Source organism: Vulcanisaeta souniana JCM 11219, assembly GCF_026000775.1.
Lineage (GTDB): Archaea > Thermoproteota > Thermoprotei > Thermoproteales > Thermocladiaceae > Vulcanisaeta > Vulcanisaeta souniana.
The window spans coordinates 1980779-1996059 of record NZ_AP026830.1; the positions used below are offsets into that span (position 1 = coordinate 1980779).

Annotated in this window: 17 protein-coding genes; 6 read left to right on the plus strand and 11 right to left on the minus strand. The window is 44.6% G+C overall.

The window, feature by feature from the left end; genetic code table 11:
* Window positions 1-2: 2 nt before the first annotated feature.
* The 5 genes from Vsou_RS10770 to Vsou_RS10790 form a co-directional block, all read right to left on the minus strand.
* Complete coding sequence (locus Vsou_RS10770; protein WP_188604236.1) at window positions 3-1922, minus strand: S9 family peptidase; 1920 nt, start codon at window positions 1920-1922, stop codon at window positions 3-5.
* Between the two features lie 49 nt (window positions 1923-1971).
* On the minus strand, window positions 1972-2328 hold the full coding sequence (locus Vsou_RS10775) for a hypothetical protein (protein ID WP_229709971.1): 357 nt from the start codon (window positions 2326-2328) through the stop codon (window positions 1972-1974).
* Window positions 2329-2485: 157 nt separating this feature from the next.
* Window positions 2486-2731, minus strand: coding sequence for a 30S ribosomal protein S28e (locus Vsou_RS10780; protein ID WP_054844544.1), 246 nt, complete (start codon window positions 2729-2731; stop codon window positions 2486-2488).
* The gene (gene rpl7ae / locus Vsou_RS10785; protein ID WP_054844543.1) at window positions 2728-3249 is read right to left on the minus strand and encodes a 50S ribosomal protein L7Ae; all 522 of its coding nucleotides are present in this window, start codon (window positions 3247-3249) and stop codon (window positions 2728-2730) included. Before rpl7ae ends, Vsou_RS10780 begins: the two co-directional genes overlap by 4 nt.
* A gap of 69 nt (window positions 3250-3318) precedes the next feature.
* Window positions 3319-3735 carry a 30S ribosomal protein S19 gene (locus Vsou_RS10790; RefSeq protein ID WP_229709972.1) on the minus strand — a complete coding sequence of 139 codons (417 nt, stop codon included), beginning with the start codon at window positions 3733-3735 and terminating at the stop codon, window positions 3319-3321.
* A 322-nt stretch (window positions 3736-4057) separates the two neighbouring features.
* On the opposite strand from Vsou_RS10790, the gene Vsou_RS10795 reads away from it, so the two are divergent.
* The 4 genes from Vsou_RS10795 to Vsou_RS10810 all read left to right on the plus strand — a co-directional run bounded on the left by Vsou_RS10795 (window position 4058) and on the right by Vsou_RS10810 (window position 8539).
* Window positions 4058-6061, plus strand: a complete 2004-nt coding sequence (locus Vsou_RS10795; RefSeq protein WP_188604234.1) for an acetoacetate--CoA ligase — start codon at window positions 4058-4060, stop codon at window positions 6059-6061.
* Window positions 6062-6121: 60 nt separating this feature from the next.
* Complete coding sequence (locus Vsou_RS10800; RefSeq protein ID WP_188604233.1) at window positions 6122-6619, plus strand: hypothetical protein; 498 nt, start codon at window positions 6122-6124, stop codon at window positions 6617-6619.
* 462 nt (window positions 6620-7081) lie between these two features.
* Window positions 7082-7564 carry a PaaI family thioesterase gene (locus Vsou_RS10805; RefSeq protein WP_188604232.1) on the plus strand — a complete coding sequence of 161 codons (483 nt, stop codon included), beginning with the start codon at window positions 7082-7084 and terminating at the stop codon, window positions 7562-7564.
* A 426-nt stretch (window positions 7565-7990) separates the two neighbouring features.
* Entirely contained in the window at window positions 7991-8539 is a 549-nt protein-coding gene (locus Vsou_RS10810) for a DsbA family protein (RefSeq protein ID WP_188604231.1), read from the plus strand.
* A gap of 99 nt (window positions 8540-8638) precedes the next feature.
* Here Vsou_RS10810 and Vsou_RS10815 read toward each other — a convergent pair whose 3' ends face one another.
* The 3 genes from Vsou_RS10815 to Vsou_RS10825 are packed head-to-tail and all read right to left on the minus strand — an operon-like array spanning window position 8639 to window position 10719.
* Window positions 8639-9895: a proton-conducting transporter transmembrane domain-containing protein gene (locus tag Vsou_RS10815; protein ID WP_188604230.1), complete on the minus strand. Its 1257-nt coding sequence runs from the start codon at window positions 9893-9895 to the stop codon at window positions 8639-8641.
* 24 nt (window positions 9896-9919) lie between these two features.
* Window positions 9920-10249 carry an NADH-quinone oxidoreductase subunit K gene (locus Vsou_RS10820; RefSeq protein WP_054844538.1) on the minus strand — a complete coding sequence of 110 codons (330 nt, stop codon included), beginning with the start codon at window positions 10247-10249 and terminating at the stop codon, window positions 9920-9922.
* Window positions 10240-10719 (minus strand): hypothetical protein, encoded by a 480-nt coding sequence (locus Vsou_RS10825; RefSeq protein WP_054844537.1) that lies wholly within the window; start codon window positions 10717-10719, stop codon window positions 10240-10242. The genes Vsou_RS10820 and Vsou_RS10825 overlap by 10 nt, the downstream gene beginning before the upstream one ends.
* 181 nt (window positions 10720-10900) lie before the next feature.
* On the opposite strand from Vsou_RS10825, the gene Vsou_RS10830 reads away from it, so the two are divergent.
* Both Vsou_RS10830 and Vsou_RS10835 read left to right on the plus strand, forming a co-directional pair.
* On the plus strand, window positions 10901-11401 hold the full coding sequence (locus Vsou_RS10830; protein WP_054844553.1) for a cob(I)yrinic acid a,c-diamide adenosyltransferase: 501 nt from the start codon (window positions 10901-10903) through the stop codon (window positions 11399-11401).
* A 33-nt stretch (window positions 11402-11434) separates the two neighbouring features.
* Window positions 11435-12229 (plus strand): BtpA/SgcQ family protein, encoded by a 795-nt coding sequence (locus Vsou_RS10835; protein ID WP_188604229.1) that lies wholly within the window; start codon window positions 11435-11437, stop codon window positions 12227-12229.
* Window positions 12230-12757: 528 nt separating this feature from the next.
* Here the strand turns inward: Vsou_RS10835 and Vsou_RS10840 are convergent.
* From Vsou_RS10840 to Vsou_RS10850, 3 genes are all read right to left on the minus strand, one after another.
* Window positions 12758-12997 (minus strand): hypothetical protein, encoded by a 240-nt coding sequence (locus Vsou_RS10840; RefSeq protein ID WP_229709970.1) that lies wholly within the window; start codon window positions 12995-12997, stop codon window positions 12758-12760.
* Between the two features lie 38 nt (window positions 12998-13035).
* Window positions 13036-13371, minus strand: coding sequence for an ArsR family transcriptional regulator (locus Vsou_RS10845; protein ID WP_229709969.1), 336 nt, complete (start codon window positions 13369-13371; stop codon window positions 13036-13038).
* 294 nt (window positions 13372-13665) lie between these two features.
* Window positions 13666-15105, minus strand: coding sequence for a hypothetical protein (locus tag Vsou_RS10850; RefSeq protein WP_188604228.1), 1440 nt, complete (start codon window positions 15103-15105; stop codon window positions 13666-13668).
* Between the last annotated feature and the right edge of the window lie 176 nt (window positions 15106-15281).

Genomic DNA, 15281 nt, shown 5'->3' on the forward strand with positions numbered 1-15281 from the left:
ACCTAGGTCTTTAACTTCTCATTGAACCAATCAACAATAGTCCTCAATCTAGTAATCCTATGGCTAGGCTTACCAAACCTGGATAAGTCGTGATTCTCACCAGGAAACACAACCATCCTAACCTCCTTACCCAAGTACTTCAATGCAGTGTAGAATTGAATGGCTTGCTCAAACCAGCAACGGTAATCCTCAAGGGAGTGTATTATAAGTAATGGCGTCTTAACGTTCTTCGCATACATAATTGGGGATTTAGCAATGTAATCCTCCATGTATGACCAGAAGTCCCTGTCCTCACCACCACCTATTTGATCATTGGCAAAATAGGGGCCTATGTCACTTGCGCCAAAGAAACTGACCCAGTTAGATATCGACCTATCAGTGATTGCTGCCCTGAACCTATCCGTATGCGTTATTATCCAATTAGTCATGAACCCACCGTATGAGCCACCAATGACCCCCAATCTGCCTGGGTCTATGAAATCGTAACTCCTAATCACATAGTCAAGACCCTCCATTAAGTCCTCATAATCCCTCTCACCATAGTGCCCACGTATGTCCGCGAACTCCTCATCATAACCATCACTGCCCCTGGGATTCATGAAAATAACCACAAAGCCCTCGCTTGTCAACAGCTGGAATTCGAACATGAATGAGTAACCGTAGGCCGTCTTTGGACCACCATGGATTTCCAGGATCGCTGGATACCTAGTGCCCTGCTTAAGCCCTGCAGGTTTCATTAGCCAACCCTCAACCTCCTTATCATCGCTGGCGCGGAACTTGAAGGGCTCGGGTTTTGAGAGTTCTACGGAATTAACCCAATTATTGAAGTTCGTTATCCTCTCCTCACTGCCATTAGACCATTTATACAGTTCCGTGGGCCTCAGCGGGTTCATGGAAATGAAGTATATTGTTCCATCTCCCATAGCCACGAAATCCTCAATACTCCCCTCGCTACCGATCACAGTCTCAACACCGCTATTTACATTAGCCCTCACGAGTTTTGTTGATCCACCATCCATCATTATGAAGTAGACCCAGTCACCAACCCACTGAAGTCTAATCGGTGGTGGTGAACCCCTAACATCACTATTAAGGTTATTACCAACATTCCTATCAATGCCCCTCATTAGTTCAATGACCTCACCACCCTCGGGCCTCACGAGCAATACGTGATCATGGGTAGCGAAGCCCCTATGAAGGTCATTACCCACTAACGCCAGGTACTTTCCATCGGGTGACCATCTAATCGCTGTTACACCATAATTACTGAGGACTGTGTATCGCTCACCATCTTCCAAACTTATTACCCAAATCTCATTCCTATATGGCTTAAATCTATTGGTGCTTACGGCAATAGCCGCCCTCCTACCATTAGGTTCAATGTCGTAGGCAACAACGTTAAAGTCACCATTCGTTACTTGCCTAATAGCTCCATTTAGGTCCAGTGAAAATAGGTATGACCTAAACGTGTGTATGAATCCCCTGCCATTGAACCAAAGGGGCCATTCATTAATGAACTTAACATCCTCCTGTACAGGACCGACATTACTAATGAAGTACATGGCATTATTAACAACGCGTAGGTCACTAACGCCACCACTTATGTATGCTATTTTAACGGCCTCGCTACCATCAGGAGGCAGATACCAAACCTCGGTGCCAGTTTTATCCTTACCAAGCCCTCTCCTAGATAGGAATACCAAGCCCTTATTACTTAGGATTCTCGGCGAGAAATCGCTATTACCTCTGGTGACTTGTCTCAGGGACTTACCATCAAAGGCCCATATGTTTCTTTCGTAATCCTCCAGGGAATCCGCAATCTTTGAAACGGTAAAAACTAGGGTATTGCTCTCAGCGTCGGCATTTAACTCATGAACCATCCTTACCAATTTTAAATCCTCGATCGTTAATTTCCTAGTCATTAATAATACGGGAAATCATTGGACTATTAAGATTTCACCCAGGACAAACTTAATAAATGAGCATACTCATTGTAATGACTATGAATATCAGCTCAGCAATTTCGTAATAACCATAATATCTGAGACCGTTGCGTTTATGTGATAGATAGGTCAACGTACCATTTACGTATAGATAAACTCCGCCAACATGTATTAGCAGGAACAGCGTCGTCATAACCAGTAGTACTATGCCATAGTGGTTCAGTAAGAGGTACGTCAGGAGTATTACATAGTATACACTTTCATAAACAGCTATTGGCAGACCAATAAATCTCGGCACTGTAATGTACCTTAGGCTAATCAGCGATGTTGCGGCGTGTATAATAACCATAGGTATTGCTAGAACCAGTACTAAATCCGTGGGCACCACATAAACCCTTAATTAAGGTGGTGATAAATCCCTTATCTATGTGAATAGGTCTATCTTTATTGCCGTGGTTGGTACCGAGAAGACGCATTAAGAGTGTGATACTGAAATTGGGTCATGATTTAACAATACAATAATCATAACCATGATTTATGAATTATTTGACCGTTAATTTCCTAGCCTCCCTCTCAGTCTCCCTGAGCATTACAATATCTCCAACTCTAACTGGGCCCTTCACGTTCCTAGTTATTACCCTACCCTTATCTCTACCTTCGAGTATCCTAACCCTAACAATATTGACCTCACCGGCTATTCCAGTCCTACCCAGCAACTGAACTACAAGGGCCGCAACAGCATCCTCATACGGACTAAACCTCTCAACCTTAGTCTCCTCATTGCTCACTTGGATTCACCCTTCCTGGCGGCCCTCTTGGTAGGCGCCCTCTCGGTCGGTGGCGCAGCCTGTGGCTGCGGAAGTTGAATCGGGTTTAAGCCAGCCTTAACCCTCACGTCATTTATTTGCTTAACAAGGGTCTCTAATTCGGTGGCTGCCTGCCCTGGGTCGATTATAACTGCCGAAGCTGCTGACGTACTTTGAAGGCCGGCTGATTTGCCAAGTCTCTCCTTACTAGGCACATAGACGTATGGAACGCCCTTCTCTTCGCAAAGTATTGGTAGGTGGGCCACAATCTCCGGTGGGTCAACATCCTCGGCTATAAATACGAGCTTTGCTATTCCTCTCTCAACAGCCTTAGTGACTTCGTTAGTGCCCTTCTTGATTTTACCAGTTTCCCTAGCTGCTGACAAAACTTCGTAGGCCTTCTCAGCTATATCCTGCGGTACAGCGAATCTCACGTAGAATGGCTTTCCCTGCGGTGGATTTGCGTAAAATGCCTTTGGGTCTACACTTACTGTCGCCATACTCGTTTATACCGTGAATCTAGCATTTATAAGTATTTTTCAATACGAAAGAGGTGGAATATTGAGTAATTACTTTGAGGCTATGTGTAGCGTGCTCCTTGTAGCCTTAAGCCCTGGCTCTCCATGCTGCACGATCTTTGATGTTATCACAAATTCCCCAAGATAGTGACCAACGTGCCATGGACTAATCGTAATTGGTAGATAGGTAATGCCGTTATAAACGGCTATTGTTAAGCCAACCATCTCGGGCAGTATTATCATGTCCCTGGTATGTGTCTTCAGGGTTACCTTCTTGCCCTCGATCACGAGCTTCCTGGCCCTCCTAACCTTCTCAAGGAACTTCCTATGCTCAGGCTTTAAACCTCTCATTAACGACCTCCTCTGCCTTGCAGGTAATAACTTAATGAATTCCTCCATGGACATCTTTGAAATTTCCTCGAAGGTAAAGCCCCTATACTTAAACCCCTTCCATTCTTCTTGTGGTATTACGGCTGCGGTTAACCAACCCTTCCTACCAGCCTCTGCACCTCCCTCTTCCTCCTTAGTTGCTGCTGCCGGTACAGCCGCTGGCTTCTCTGCAGCCTTTTCCGCCGCCTTACCAGCTGCCTTAGCTGCAGCCTTGGCTCCAGCCTTCTCCTCAGCCTTACTGGGTGCCTTTGTTTCCGGTTTCTTGGACATTCAAGTCCCACAGCATCAGCCCTTTTTATAACTTTTACTCGTTGTGGTGGCTCCCGCAGTCATTTTATACGAGTAAAATAAAATCAATGATAAACTAATACTTAATAAGTAGCTACACATAAATAATTATATGGAGGGAAAAACCAGGATTCTTTGGCGTCCTAGCCAGGATGTGATTAAGGGTTCGAATATCTTGAGGTTTGTTAATTGGCTTAATGAGGTCTTTGGTTTCAATTTTGAGGTATCCATAGATAAACCAATGAGGAATGTCCACAATTATGATAGGCTCTGGAGGTGGAGTGCTGAGGACCTCGAGACTTTTTGGGTAAGTATTTGGCGCCACTTTGGTGTTATCCCCCACTCGCCGTATACGAAGGTTCTTGAGCCAAGGATAATGCCCGGTGCCCGCTGGTTCATTGGTTCAAGGCTTAACTACACTGAGCACGTGTTTAGGGCTTCCCGTTGGGGTGAGGAGGCAATAATTTACGTTAGGGAGGATGGGTTCAGGAGAAGCCTAACCTGGGACCAACTGTATAGGGAGGTTGCGGCATTGTCTGATTGGCTTAAGGGCATTGGCATTGGTAGGGGTGATAGGGTTGCTGCGTACGTTAGCCAAGTCCCAGAGGCTGTGGTAGCTCTACTGGCCACCGCAAGTATTGGAGCCATTTGGGTTGGCGTGGGTGCCGAGTTGGCACCCAGGGCAGTCATTGATAGGTTTAACCTACTGCAGCCCAAGGTCTTGATTGCAGTTGATGGTTACCCATATAGGGGCAGGGTGTTTGATAAGTATGGCGATATTAAGCAGATTGTTGATTCCGTGCAGAGTATTGGGAGGGTTGTCATCATACCAAACATGAAGGATTCGGTGGAGTTGAGTCTCAGCAAGTCTGTCCATGATTGGAGGGAGATAACGGGTAGGAGAGGTGTTGGGCTTTCCATCGAGTCCATGGAATTCAATGAACCACTATGGGTTCTATTCACATCCGGTACAACGGGGATACCGAAACCCGTGGTCCACAGCCATGGTGGCGTACTCCTCGAGGCCTACAAGGTTGGTCTTCACATGGATTATAAACCAAGTGATAAGTTCACCTGGTACACGACGCCGTCATGGATGATGTGGAACTTCACGGTTAATGCGCTCCTCTTCGGCGCAACAATACTGTTCTATGATGGTGATCCAACGGTCAGGAACTTCGAGCCCTACTGGGAGATCACGGAGAAGGAGGGTCTCTCAATACTCGGTCTCAGTGCGCCCTATATTCACGCGGCCATGAAGTCCACGATAGAGCCCGGCATGCAGTTCAACTTAGGGAGCCTTAGGGAGATTGGTTCAACGGCTGCGCCACTGTCACCCCAGGGCTTTGAATGGGTTTATGGGAAGGTTAAGGAAGACGTGTGGCTGGCGCCGATCAGCGGTGGTACTGACGTGGTCTCCGCGCTCGTCGGCGGTTGCCCAATACTGCCCGTGTGGGAGGGCGAAATGCAGTGCAAGTGGTTGGGCGCGGCTGTTAATGTGTATGACGAGGAGGGTAGGCCCGTGGTTAATGAGGTGGGTGAGTTGGTCATCGAGAGGCCAATGCCCTCAATGCCCATCTACTTCTGGAACGACCCAGACTACAACTGGTACAGGGAATCCTACTTTGGTGTATTTCCCGGCGTTTGGAGGCATGGTGACTGGGCTATGATCACTGACAGGGGCACCGTAATAATAACCGGTCGCTCAGACTCAACGATAAAGAGGAAAGGTATCAGGATTGGTACCCTGGATATTTACAGGGTCGTTGAGTCCCTGCCTGAGGTTGTGGGTAGCCTAGCCGTTGAGGTTAAGAATAAGTTGGTTATCTTCGTTGCCTTAAGGCCAGGCCTTCAATTAACTGAGGAGTTGAAGAAGAAAATAAATGACGCACTAAGGAACCAATTAGGGCCTTACTACATAGCTGACTACATAATACAGGTACCCGACATACCAATGACTAGGAATTACAAGAAGCTTGAGGTCCCCATTAAGAAGGTCCTAATGGGCTGGCCCATTGATAAGGCAGTGAACATAAACGCCGTGCTAAATCCAGAAGCTTTCTATGCGGTTATTGAGGCGTTGAAGCCGTACATGGACGAAATAATGAAGGAATGAGGTTCCTTAAACCTTAGTTATTTATTTTGCAAAATGCCCATGAAAATAATGGAGTAGTTAATGGATCCAAGGCTCAGGAGGATATACTCAAGGTGTATTGTCGAGGTCGAGCGCGGGACACTACCAGACCTAGTCAACGACAGGTATGACTACTTAATGATAGACCTGGCAAGCATAACCTACGGCCTCAAGAACCCAAGGGCATTCCTAATGAACGTTAGGCTCGCCCTGGACTACGACTACCTAAGGCCAAGCGTGGTATTCGTGATTGACCACTCAAGGCCTGAGCATAAAGCCGTCGCTGAGACCAGGGTTAAGTGGTTCAGGGAGCTAGGCCTCGACTACATGCTCGCGGAGGACGAGCCAGCCGAGGTTAGGGCAGCCAGGGAATGCATGAGGAGGGGTAAGTGCATAGTCCTGAGCAGGGATTACGATCCGCTCACCGTGATGGATGAGATGATACAGCCAATAAAAATAACCGAGATGGCATGGATAAACAGGAAGATAACAATAAATAAAGAATGCCTAAGTAATTATTTAAAAAAGAAAAATAATTAATGACTAGTATTAAATATTTTATTTACTTAATTTTAATAAATACCCATGTCTATTTATGATTAAGTTATTCCTATTCAATGCTGAATTCACGGCATGAACGTTGAGAGTGCGCTTAGGGAGGTTATCAAGAAGGGTTTGCCTTTAACCTGCCTAGGGTTATACAGGGATATTTCATACTTATTATATGAGGGTAAATGGTTACGAGATGAACTTCGTAATTAATCAAGGCCCAGGGAGTACATGCAGGTTACCTATGCCTCGGCAATTGATGAAACCGATAGGAGGAAGTCTGGGCATTGGTTAAGGTACATGAAGTACTTGGGTGTGGGATGGCTAAGGTAATTAGTTGGGACCTTGAGGATGAGGTCGAGATAGAGGGACTCAAGGTTAAAATAACACCGCTTTGGAGTTGGTTGCTCATGGGCTAATGCTTAAAGCCCATGGTAGTAATGCCAATCAACAATGCAGGAATTAAAGTGCGAAGCAGGCAATGATGAGCTACTGAGGGCAATGAAGGTCATTGAGGAGTTAAGCCCCTACTGGGCATTGATAGGAATTAAGGTTGAGGATGTAGGCAAGGACTGCGCAATAGGCTCTGTGGAGATAGGCAGGAAGCACCTACAGGTGCTGGACACAGTACACGGCGGGGTCCACGCGGCGCTGGTCGATGCAATGGCCTGGGTAGCCGTAATAAGTCACTATTACCCAAGGTACGTGATCGCAGTGACCACGGACCTAACAGTGAAGTACCTAAAACCAATAGCCGAGGGGGTACTTAAGGCAGTTGCAAGGGTAATCCACGTTAGGGAACCAATTGTGTTGATAACAGCAGAATTAATGAATAGGAGTAATGAATTGGTAGGTTCATCAACAATGACGTATTGGGTGACAAAAACAGGAAAGTCAATTAGTGAGTTCATTAGTGATATTAGTAATAGAACATAGACGTGAGTAGCACCTAGGAATTATCTAATCACTTTATTGGTTAATGTTCCGACCATTATCAAATCCCATGCAACCAGATATCGTGCTGCTTCTAAAACATCCTTGTCCATTGATACGTAGAATATCATGTCGCTAAAGCCCACTGTGTATCCTCCATCCTTATCTCGTACCAAGTTCTCCAGGACGTAATCGAGGCATTGATATTACCTGGAATTACCTGAGAAAGGTGAGGAAATTAACGAGACGGAGGATGAGGCGGGTTGGTATTAGTAATTAAATGCATTGGGCCTGTAAAGTGAGGGTAATTATTAAGTTACCTCCGTTCTGTCTACCAAAAACGATAAGCCCTAAATAAATCAATCCTCGAGTATGCATTTTTGCCCATCTATTTAATGTTTTTAAGTTGAACCGTCTCTGCTTGTTTTGATGCCTGATAAGTGGTTAATTAGGGACTTAAGGAGTGTGCTGGAGAGAGTTGATAGGGTTGGGCTGGGTTTTAGGGCTCAAAACCCTAGGTTACTTATCATAGTATTTTATGATCTTCATTGCCCTGGTTGTGCATTGCTTGAGGATGAGGCTGGTGACTACCTAATGGAGTTGTTTAGGGAGGGTAAGGCATCTCTTTACTTCGTTGATTACCCAGTACATAGAGGTATTGAGAAGCTCCACGCGGTTTTTCGATGTATCTATAGGAGGAATCCAACGGCCTTTCTTGAGGTGCTCAGGAGACACTATGAGGCTTACCTAAGTGGCAAGTTAAGTGGTGAGGATGCAATTGCTGAGGCTAGTAATGACTGCGTTAATGAGGAGTTGCAGAGGATCATGGAAGCAAGGTCTGTTGCGAAGGAACTGGGTGCTCCAGGAACACCGACAGTAATAATCGGTAATTTAGTTAAAAATATTGGGCAGGGAATATTTGGGTACCCAGGAATAACAAGGCTTATGAAGACCATAGAGGAGTTCTACGTATACTAGGGCGTCGTTACAGCTTATTAAGTAATTTACTGATTAAAAATCCCTTGCCTCTTTAATTAAATAATAGTTTAAAATTAAGCTCATTATTTTGAGATTTCGTTAGAGAGTAAGCACTAGGTGGCTAACTAAGTTCATTATTGGGTGTATTAGCCATGTTGGTGGTATTGTTGTTGACAGAACTATTATTGTGAAGGCCAGCATTAATCCCTCGGCCAAGCCACCCCGCCACCCAGTCCCTAATTCTCTAGCTAGCCTAACGTAGTAAGGCACTGAAATCACAGAGTTTATCACGAGGAGCACCGCAAGCCAAGTGAGGTTTCCATAAACCAGGGCGATTATTATGTATAACTTTGACCAGAAACCAAGGAGTGGTGGTGTTCCAATAAAGGCTAGGGATATTAACCAGGTACTAACTGCATTATTACCCTTCGAGAATATGGTATTAAAGAATCCCATCTTACCTACAGCATTCATGAATAACTGCAGTAATAAACCAACCAGAGCAAGTTGTTGCGCACCCATTATAGCCGCTGCGAAGGCGGCCATCACATAACCCATGTTGGCTATTGATGAGTAAGCAAGAACCCTGGGGCTCTCTCTACTCGTTAATGCACCTATGTTGCCCAGGAACATTGATATCGTGGCGAAGGCGCCAGCCATGTAGGCCAGGTAGTAGGTCGGTATTCCATATAGTCCCATTGTTGTTAGCGTTATCTTTATGGCAACAATGAACGGAGCTATCTTGGCTATCGAGGCTATTATAGAGACCGGTATCGGGTTGCCCGCGGTGAATACATCTGGGACCCATTCATGCATTGGAGCTGCGCCAACCTCAAGGGATAAGCCGAGGAGTAATAGGGAGAAGCCTATTATGTAGGTTATTAGCGATGGTCCTGAGCTGATTATTATCGCGCCTACGAAGAAGAGCACTGTGGCTATTATCATGTTAACAACGTACTTGATACCAACCTCAATACTGACACTGGGATCACCCATTAGTATGAGTAAGTATGTTGGTGCTGAGATAAGCATTAGTGATAGTAGGACCAGTGCTAGGTCGCTTGTGTATAGGGCTAGTGCTGTGGCGAGTATCATTATGGAGATAAGCATGTAATCAACACCCCTTATTGACGAGTTTAACCTCATTAGTGTAATCATTCCAAGTATCCCAATAACCACAAGGAAAGCCACATAAGCCAATAAGTGAATGCCCGGGGTCATCAGGAGGATTAACATTGAAATTAACGGTGCTATCCAGGAATACCTCTTGGAACTATCACTGAGTAGTGTGGGTACTGTGCCAACTACGTTTATTATTGCCGAGACAAGGAGAATGTATGTGTAGGGGATGATCATCATGCATCACCCCAAGGACCATATTTAGGTATTACTCTTTGGCTCAACATACTGCTCACCACCAGCCTTAACTTCCTCAACCCTAACGGACTTCCTGATCCTATCCATGGACATTATGGCTATTATTAGTGTCATGAACTCCGTGGACGAAGCCAATATAGTGACAATAAGTATTCCGAAGGCAACGACAGGATTCACTGCAAACAATGGTATTAGGGCCAGGAATATTGCGTTAAACATGAGCTCCAGTGATATTAACACCCTAATTAGGTCATTAGCCCTCAATGCGCTGTAGTAGCCAATCATTAATATTATTGAGGCGAATCCGTAGATAATAGCCGAGTTCACTTCCATTGCTTATTCACCTCATGATAATACATTATCAGGCCAAGCATTATTGCCATGAGTAATGATGATAGTAATACCATTAGTAATAAGTTATTCATTGATGCAAACCCCGTTAATGACTGTGTTGTTAATGGTGAAACCCTGTACTCAGTCCACAGTGACGCTGTTATCACAGCTACTATGAATAATAGCATCGGCACCACCCAGGACTTACTAACACCACCCCTGTACTCAATACGCCTATACGTTGCCGCGAGGACTATGGTTATAGTTATTGTGGCACCAACAAACACCAGGTATATTAAAACAAAACCATAGGTTATACCAAATAGACCGTATATTGCACCAACGAGGCCGGTCGTTATCGCGAGATAAATAGCCGCATACAGGTTATCCTTGGATGCGGAAATGCCTATGGCGGTTATCACTGCAATAGTACCGAGCGTTATTAATGCACCTAAATACGCACCAACCATAGCAAGGGACTCACTATCTTGCGTATTTTTAAGCATAACCAATCAACATTCTACAAGTGTTTACTAAGGACGCCGAATTAACGCAATGACCCAAGGCATGAAATATGTACCTTTATGCTGATGGTTCTTGGGCATTAACTACCTGGTAATGCAAATTAAGGGAGGTCGGTGGCAGTATAATGTGGGCTTGGTCCTCCTTTACACTGGTGATGGGAAGGGAAAGACGACGGCAGCCCTTGGCCTCGTGCTTAGGGCCGTTGGTCATGGATACAGGGTGATAATTGCCCACCTAATGAAGACATTAATATATAGGGGCGAGTACGTTGGTGAGTACCTTGCAATTAAGAAATTTCTCAGTGGTTATGTCGATGTCTTCTCATTAGACCCAGACCAACACCTGACACCTAGGGATGTACTTAAGACGGCCTTATCCAGGGCTATGGAGATTAAGCCATTTCTACTTATCCTTGATGAGGTCAATAATGCAGTGACCAATGGTTATTTAACAACTAGGGAAGTAATTGACGGCATTAAGTCGTTGTCTCCCGAGGTTAATGTTGTGTTAACAGGTAGGGATGCGCCCAGGGAGTTCATGGAGCTTGCCGACCTTATAACGGTTATGGAAGCCGAGAAGCACTATTTTAATAAGGGCGTGGTTGGTGTGGAGGGCCTTGAGTGGTAACATTATTTAATTCCTAAGTTAAGCCATCAATTAATGTCAGCACTGAGATTCCGAGATGATCGACCAACATTAATAGGGGTTGTGCACTTACCACCATTGCCTGGAGCAATCAGGTATGGTGGTCTTGACGTTAGTACAATAGTGGATTTTGCCGTGAGGAATGCCAGGACTCTTGATGAGGCTGGTTTTGATGCCGTGATCCTCGAGAACTACAATGATTACCCATTTAGGGCCAGGGTTAGGGAGCCGGAGACCATAGCATCCATGGCTATAATAGCGAGGGAGGTAATCAAGACAGCAACGATACCCGTGGGGATAAACCTTCTCAGGAACTCAGGGCCTGAGGCAGCCGCAATAGCCGCAGTTACAGGCGCATCCTTCATTAGGTCAAATGCCTACTGTGAGGCCGTAGTTAGCACCGAGGGAATTATTGAGCCAGTAGCTAGGGAGGTGCTTGAGGTAATGACGAGGTTAAACACAAAGATAACCGTACTGGCGGACATATTCGTTAAACATGCAAGCCCCTTGCACAGAATGACTATTGAGGATATTGCCAAGGACTGCATTGAGAGGTCGCTAGCAGATGCACTTGTGGTCACCGGGCCAAGGACCGGTGAACCTCCCGACCCATTGCTTGTTAGGCGCGTGGTAAAGGCAGTAGGCACGAAGATACTCGTAGGTAGCGGCATCAACCCGAACAACATTAATGATTATAGGGATACTCACGGCTTCATAGTCGGGACATACCTAAAGGATGAGGAGGGTCAGATAGATCCCGCGAAGGCCAGGAACATGGTAAACATCGTTAAATCACTAGCCAAGACATGAATTTAGTTAATCTCTATAACGAGTACTGCGGAGAGATCGATTTAGATACGTAGAGTGGGTAAGACTAGTTTTATCCTTGCTCTATCTATCCAGCACGATCAAACCCTAAGCCATCCCAACTGGATCTTAACTCAGATAAAGCAATTTTCAATTCATTGCTCCTTAGAGCTTAGTCATTATCCATGTTCTTAATAACGCCGGCTCACTGGCTTAATTACGTCATAGGCCGCGCTCCCTTTTACATAAGTACCTATTCATCATGTCGGGGTCGATTCATTGCGGATCAATGACCATGCTTGTCCATAATAATGCATTGGTATTGCGTTCCTAACAAGACCTTTACTTAGGAAGTCCATGGATAGTAATTAACCCAAGTAGCGTCTCCAGTATTCTTGCTTTAACGTAGTTCTTAATATTGGGCAATTATAACTCTAATCCGTCAAACGCAATAGAAACCCTGAGGGGCATTAAAACATGATTTAAAGAATAGTGTGTATAGCCATACTTAGTGGGGTTTGTAAGGTTTGGTCAAAGTCTTGATATGGCATACAATAGTGATATCACGACCAGATTTAGGGATGCGATTAGTAGCGTTGGTGCAGCAACCACCATCCCAAGACCCCAGCTTAGCCACATGTAGTATATCGTGATCATTAATATGCTTTCAACCAGTAATATTATTGATACTGAGAGCAGTATCTTGCCAATTCTGGTAAATCCAATATTTAGGTAATTCCTAAGTATTAATATCACAATTATTGTTTGCACAATTGCGACTCCAATATCCACATACCATAGGTAGTGGGTTATGGTTCATCACCTCCCTCTATTTCCTCCTTTTCGTTAATGCCCATTATCCTCATAACTTCCCTAATAAGGTCCCACTTCTTTTCAAGTTTATCACTAATGAAGTATGGTGCACCATAACCAATATCTAACCTACTAACAAGTTCATATCTCTCAAGGAGCTCAAGATGGTACATTATTGTTCTATAGTTTACGTTTAATGCCTTAGCCAATTGATTAGGGTTCATTGGTTTTTTCTTAAGTATTAGCAGGATCTTTAGTCTCATTAAACCTCCACGTGAGCCACCGAGCAACCAAATAAGTATTTTCCTTAGATCCTTCTCATACTCAACCATTAGATACGTAGCATTACCTGACAATGATTTATAAGTTTTAAGCATCGACGTCGCTTAAGATTAATTAATTAAAAGGCATCTGCGCATCATAGTTATGGGCATTAATAATAAATTGGAAACTAAATTGTAATAACACTGCAATAGTCCCATATAACTTAACTAATGCCGTGAAATAGCATCCTAATTCAGTCGTACCAAATCATCAAGGATAGAGCGTTTAATTTAAATTGAGGGATAAAAATAGGATAATGGGTATTTTAATTTTATACTAAATACAATGCATTATGGCAATTACTATGGATAACCTGATGAGTAACTTGATGACTGACCTGTTGATGGCATAGTTGTACTCGTTAAATTCATAAAACCATGCACTGGAGCTACAAATATCCACGGAACTGGCTTAACGAATACCACATTAACTATGTAATCGTTACCCACTAGCCATGGATCTGCAAAGGCGTAATTACCGCCGAGTAGTGTTCCATCGGGTAATTCTGCGTAGCCTAACCACGTCCATGACGCTGTTACCTTAGTCGGCGCCGTCATGCTACTTGGGTTGTAGAATGCTTGGGGTGGTAGGAAGGCGATGGTTACCACTGGGGTTGGTGAGCCTGAGGCATTTACAAAGGTATAACCTGGGCTTATTTGGTTATTTACCGCAAAGGCGTAGGAGAATATTGGCCAGTATATTGTGTTACTCTCATTTAGGTAAGTTGGGTTATAAACCGCTTGGTACACTAGACTGAAGTTATATGTGTTGAGTATTTGTCCGCTTGAAGTCTTTACGTAGGTACCAGGTGGTATTATGGCTAGTAGATTACCCACGGCAACTGCGCTTCCTTGTGTTGCATTCACGGTTACCGTACCTATACTAACCGGCGCTAACTCCGTCTCCATGGTGGTTATCTCAGTACTGTTTGGCGTGGTCTCGGAGGCGTAAACGGTCATTGGCATTGCAGGCATTCCGGTGTATACGAACACCCAGGGCACTGGCTTGACGAATTGGTAGTTCACGAATATGCCAGAGCTAACATACACCCAATTATCCGGGAATGCATAACGGCCACCGATCAATGTGCCGTTTGACTCCTCGGTGAACCCAAGCCATGTCCAGGTGGTCCATGTGCTCGGCATCCTAACGACAGTTATTATTGCCTGCGGCTTACCCTCCTGGTTAACAAATGTGTATCCCGGTGATACTTGCCCATTAACGGCATAGGCAAAGGCATATATTGGTGGTGAGCCTCCCATGTTCATCTCCATGGGCGTTAGCCCAATGTTCTCAATCATGTAGTCGATTATTGAGAATTGATACGTATTGAGCACCTGCCCACCTGGTGTTTCCACGTACGTGCCCGGCCTAATTACGGCTATTATGTTGCCAAGCCTAACGGTAGCTCCTTGTGTTGCATTCACCATCACCGTAGCTTCACCGACCGGTATTAACTCCGGCTGCATCATACCTATACTTGAGTTAGACATACTCTCCAGTGATTGGTACTGGCCTTGTAGGCTCATGTACTGATTCTCAAGATTTGTATAGTTCGTCATTAAGCCTGAGTACTCACTCTCCAGGGTCTGATACTTACTCTGCAACTGCTGGTATTGGCTTTGAAGTGCCATGTACTTACTGGCTACTGACGCCGTGGTTGAGTATAGGTAACCCACGTATATTAGTCCCACTGCGAGTATTACCACCAGTATTATTAGTCCTATTGTTTGATTGTTCATCAACTACGTACCCACGGTCTCATTTAACTCTGTTTTTCGTAATCTCTTACAAATTCTTACCTAATTACTAAATACTAATTAATTTAGGAAAAACGTTAATCACTGGTAATTAAAGCATGAACCACTACTATGCATAAGCCCTAGTATGGCTAACCACTGAAACTGTGTTAATTCCA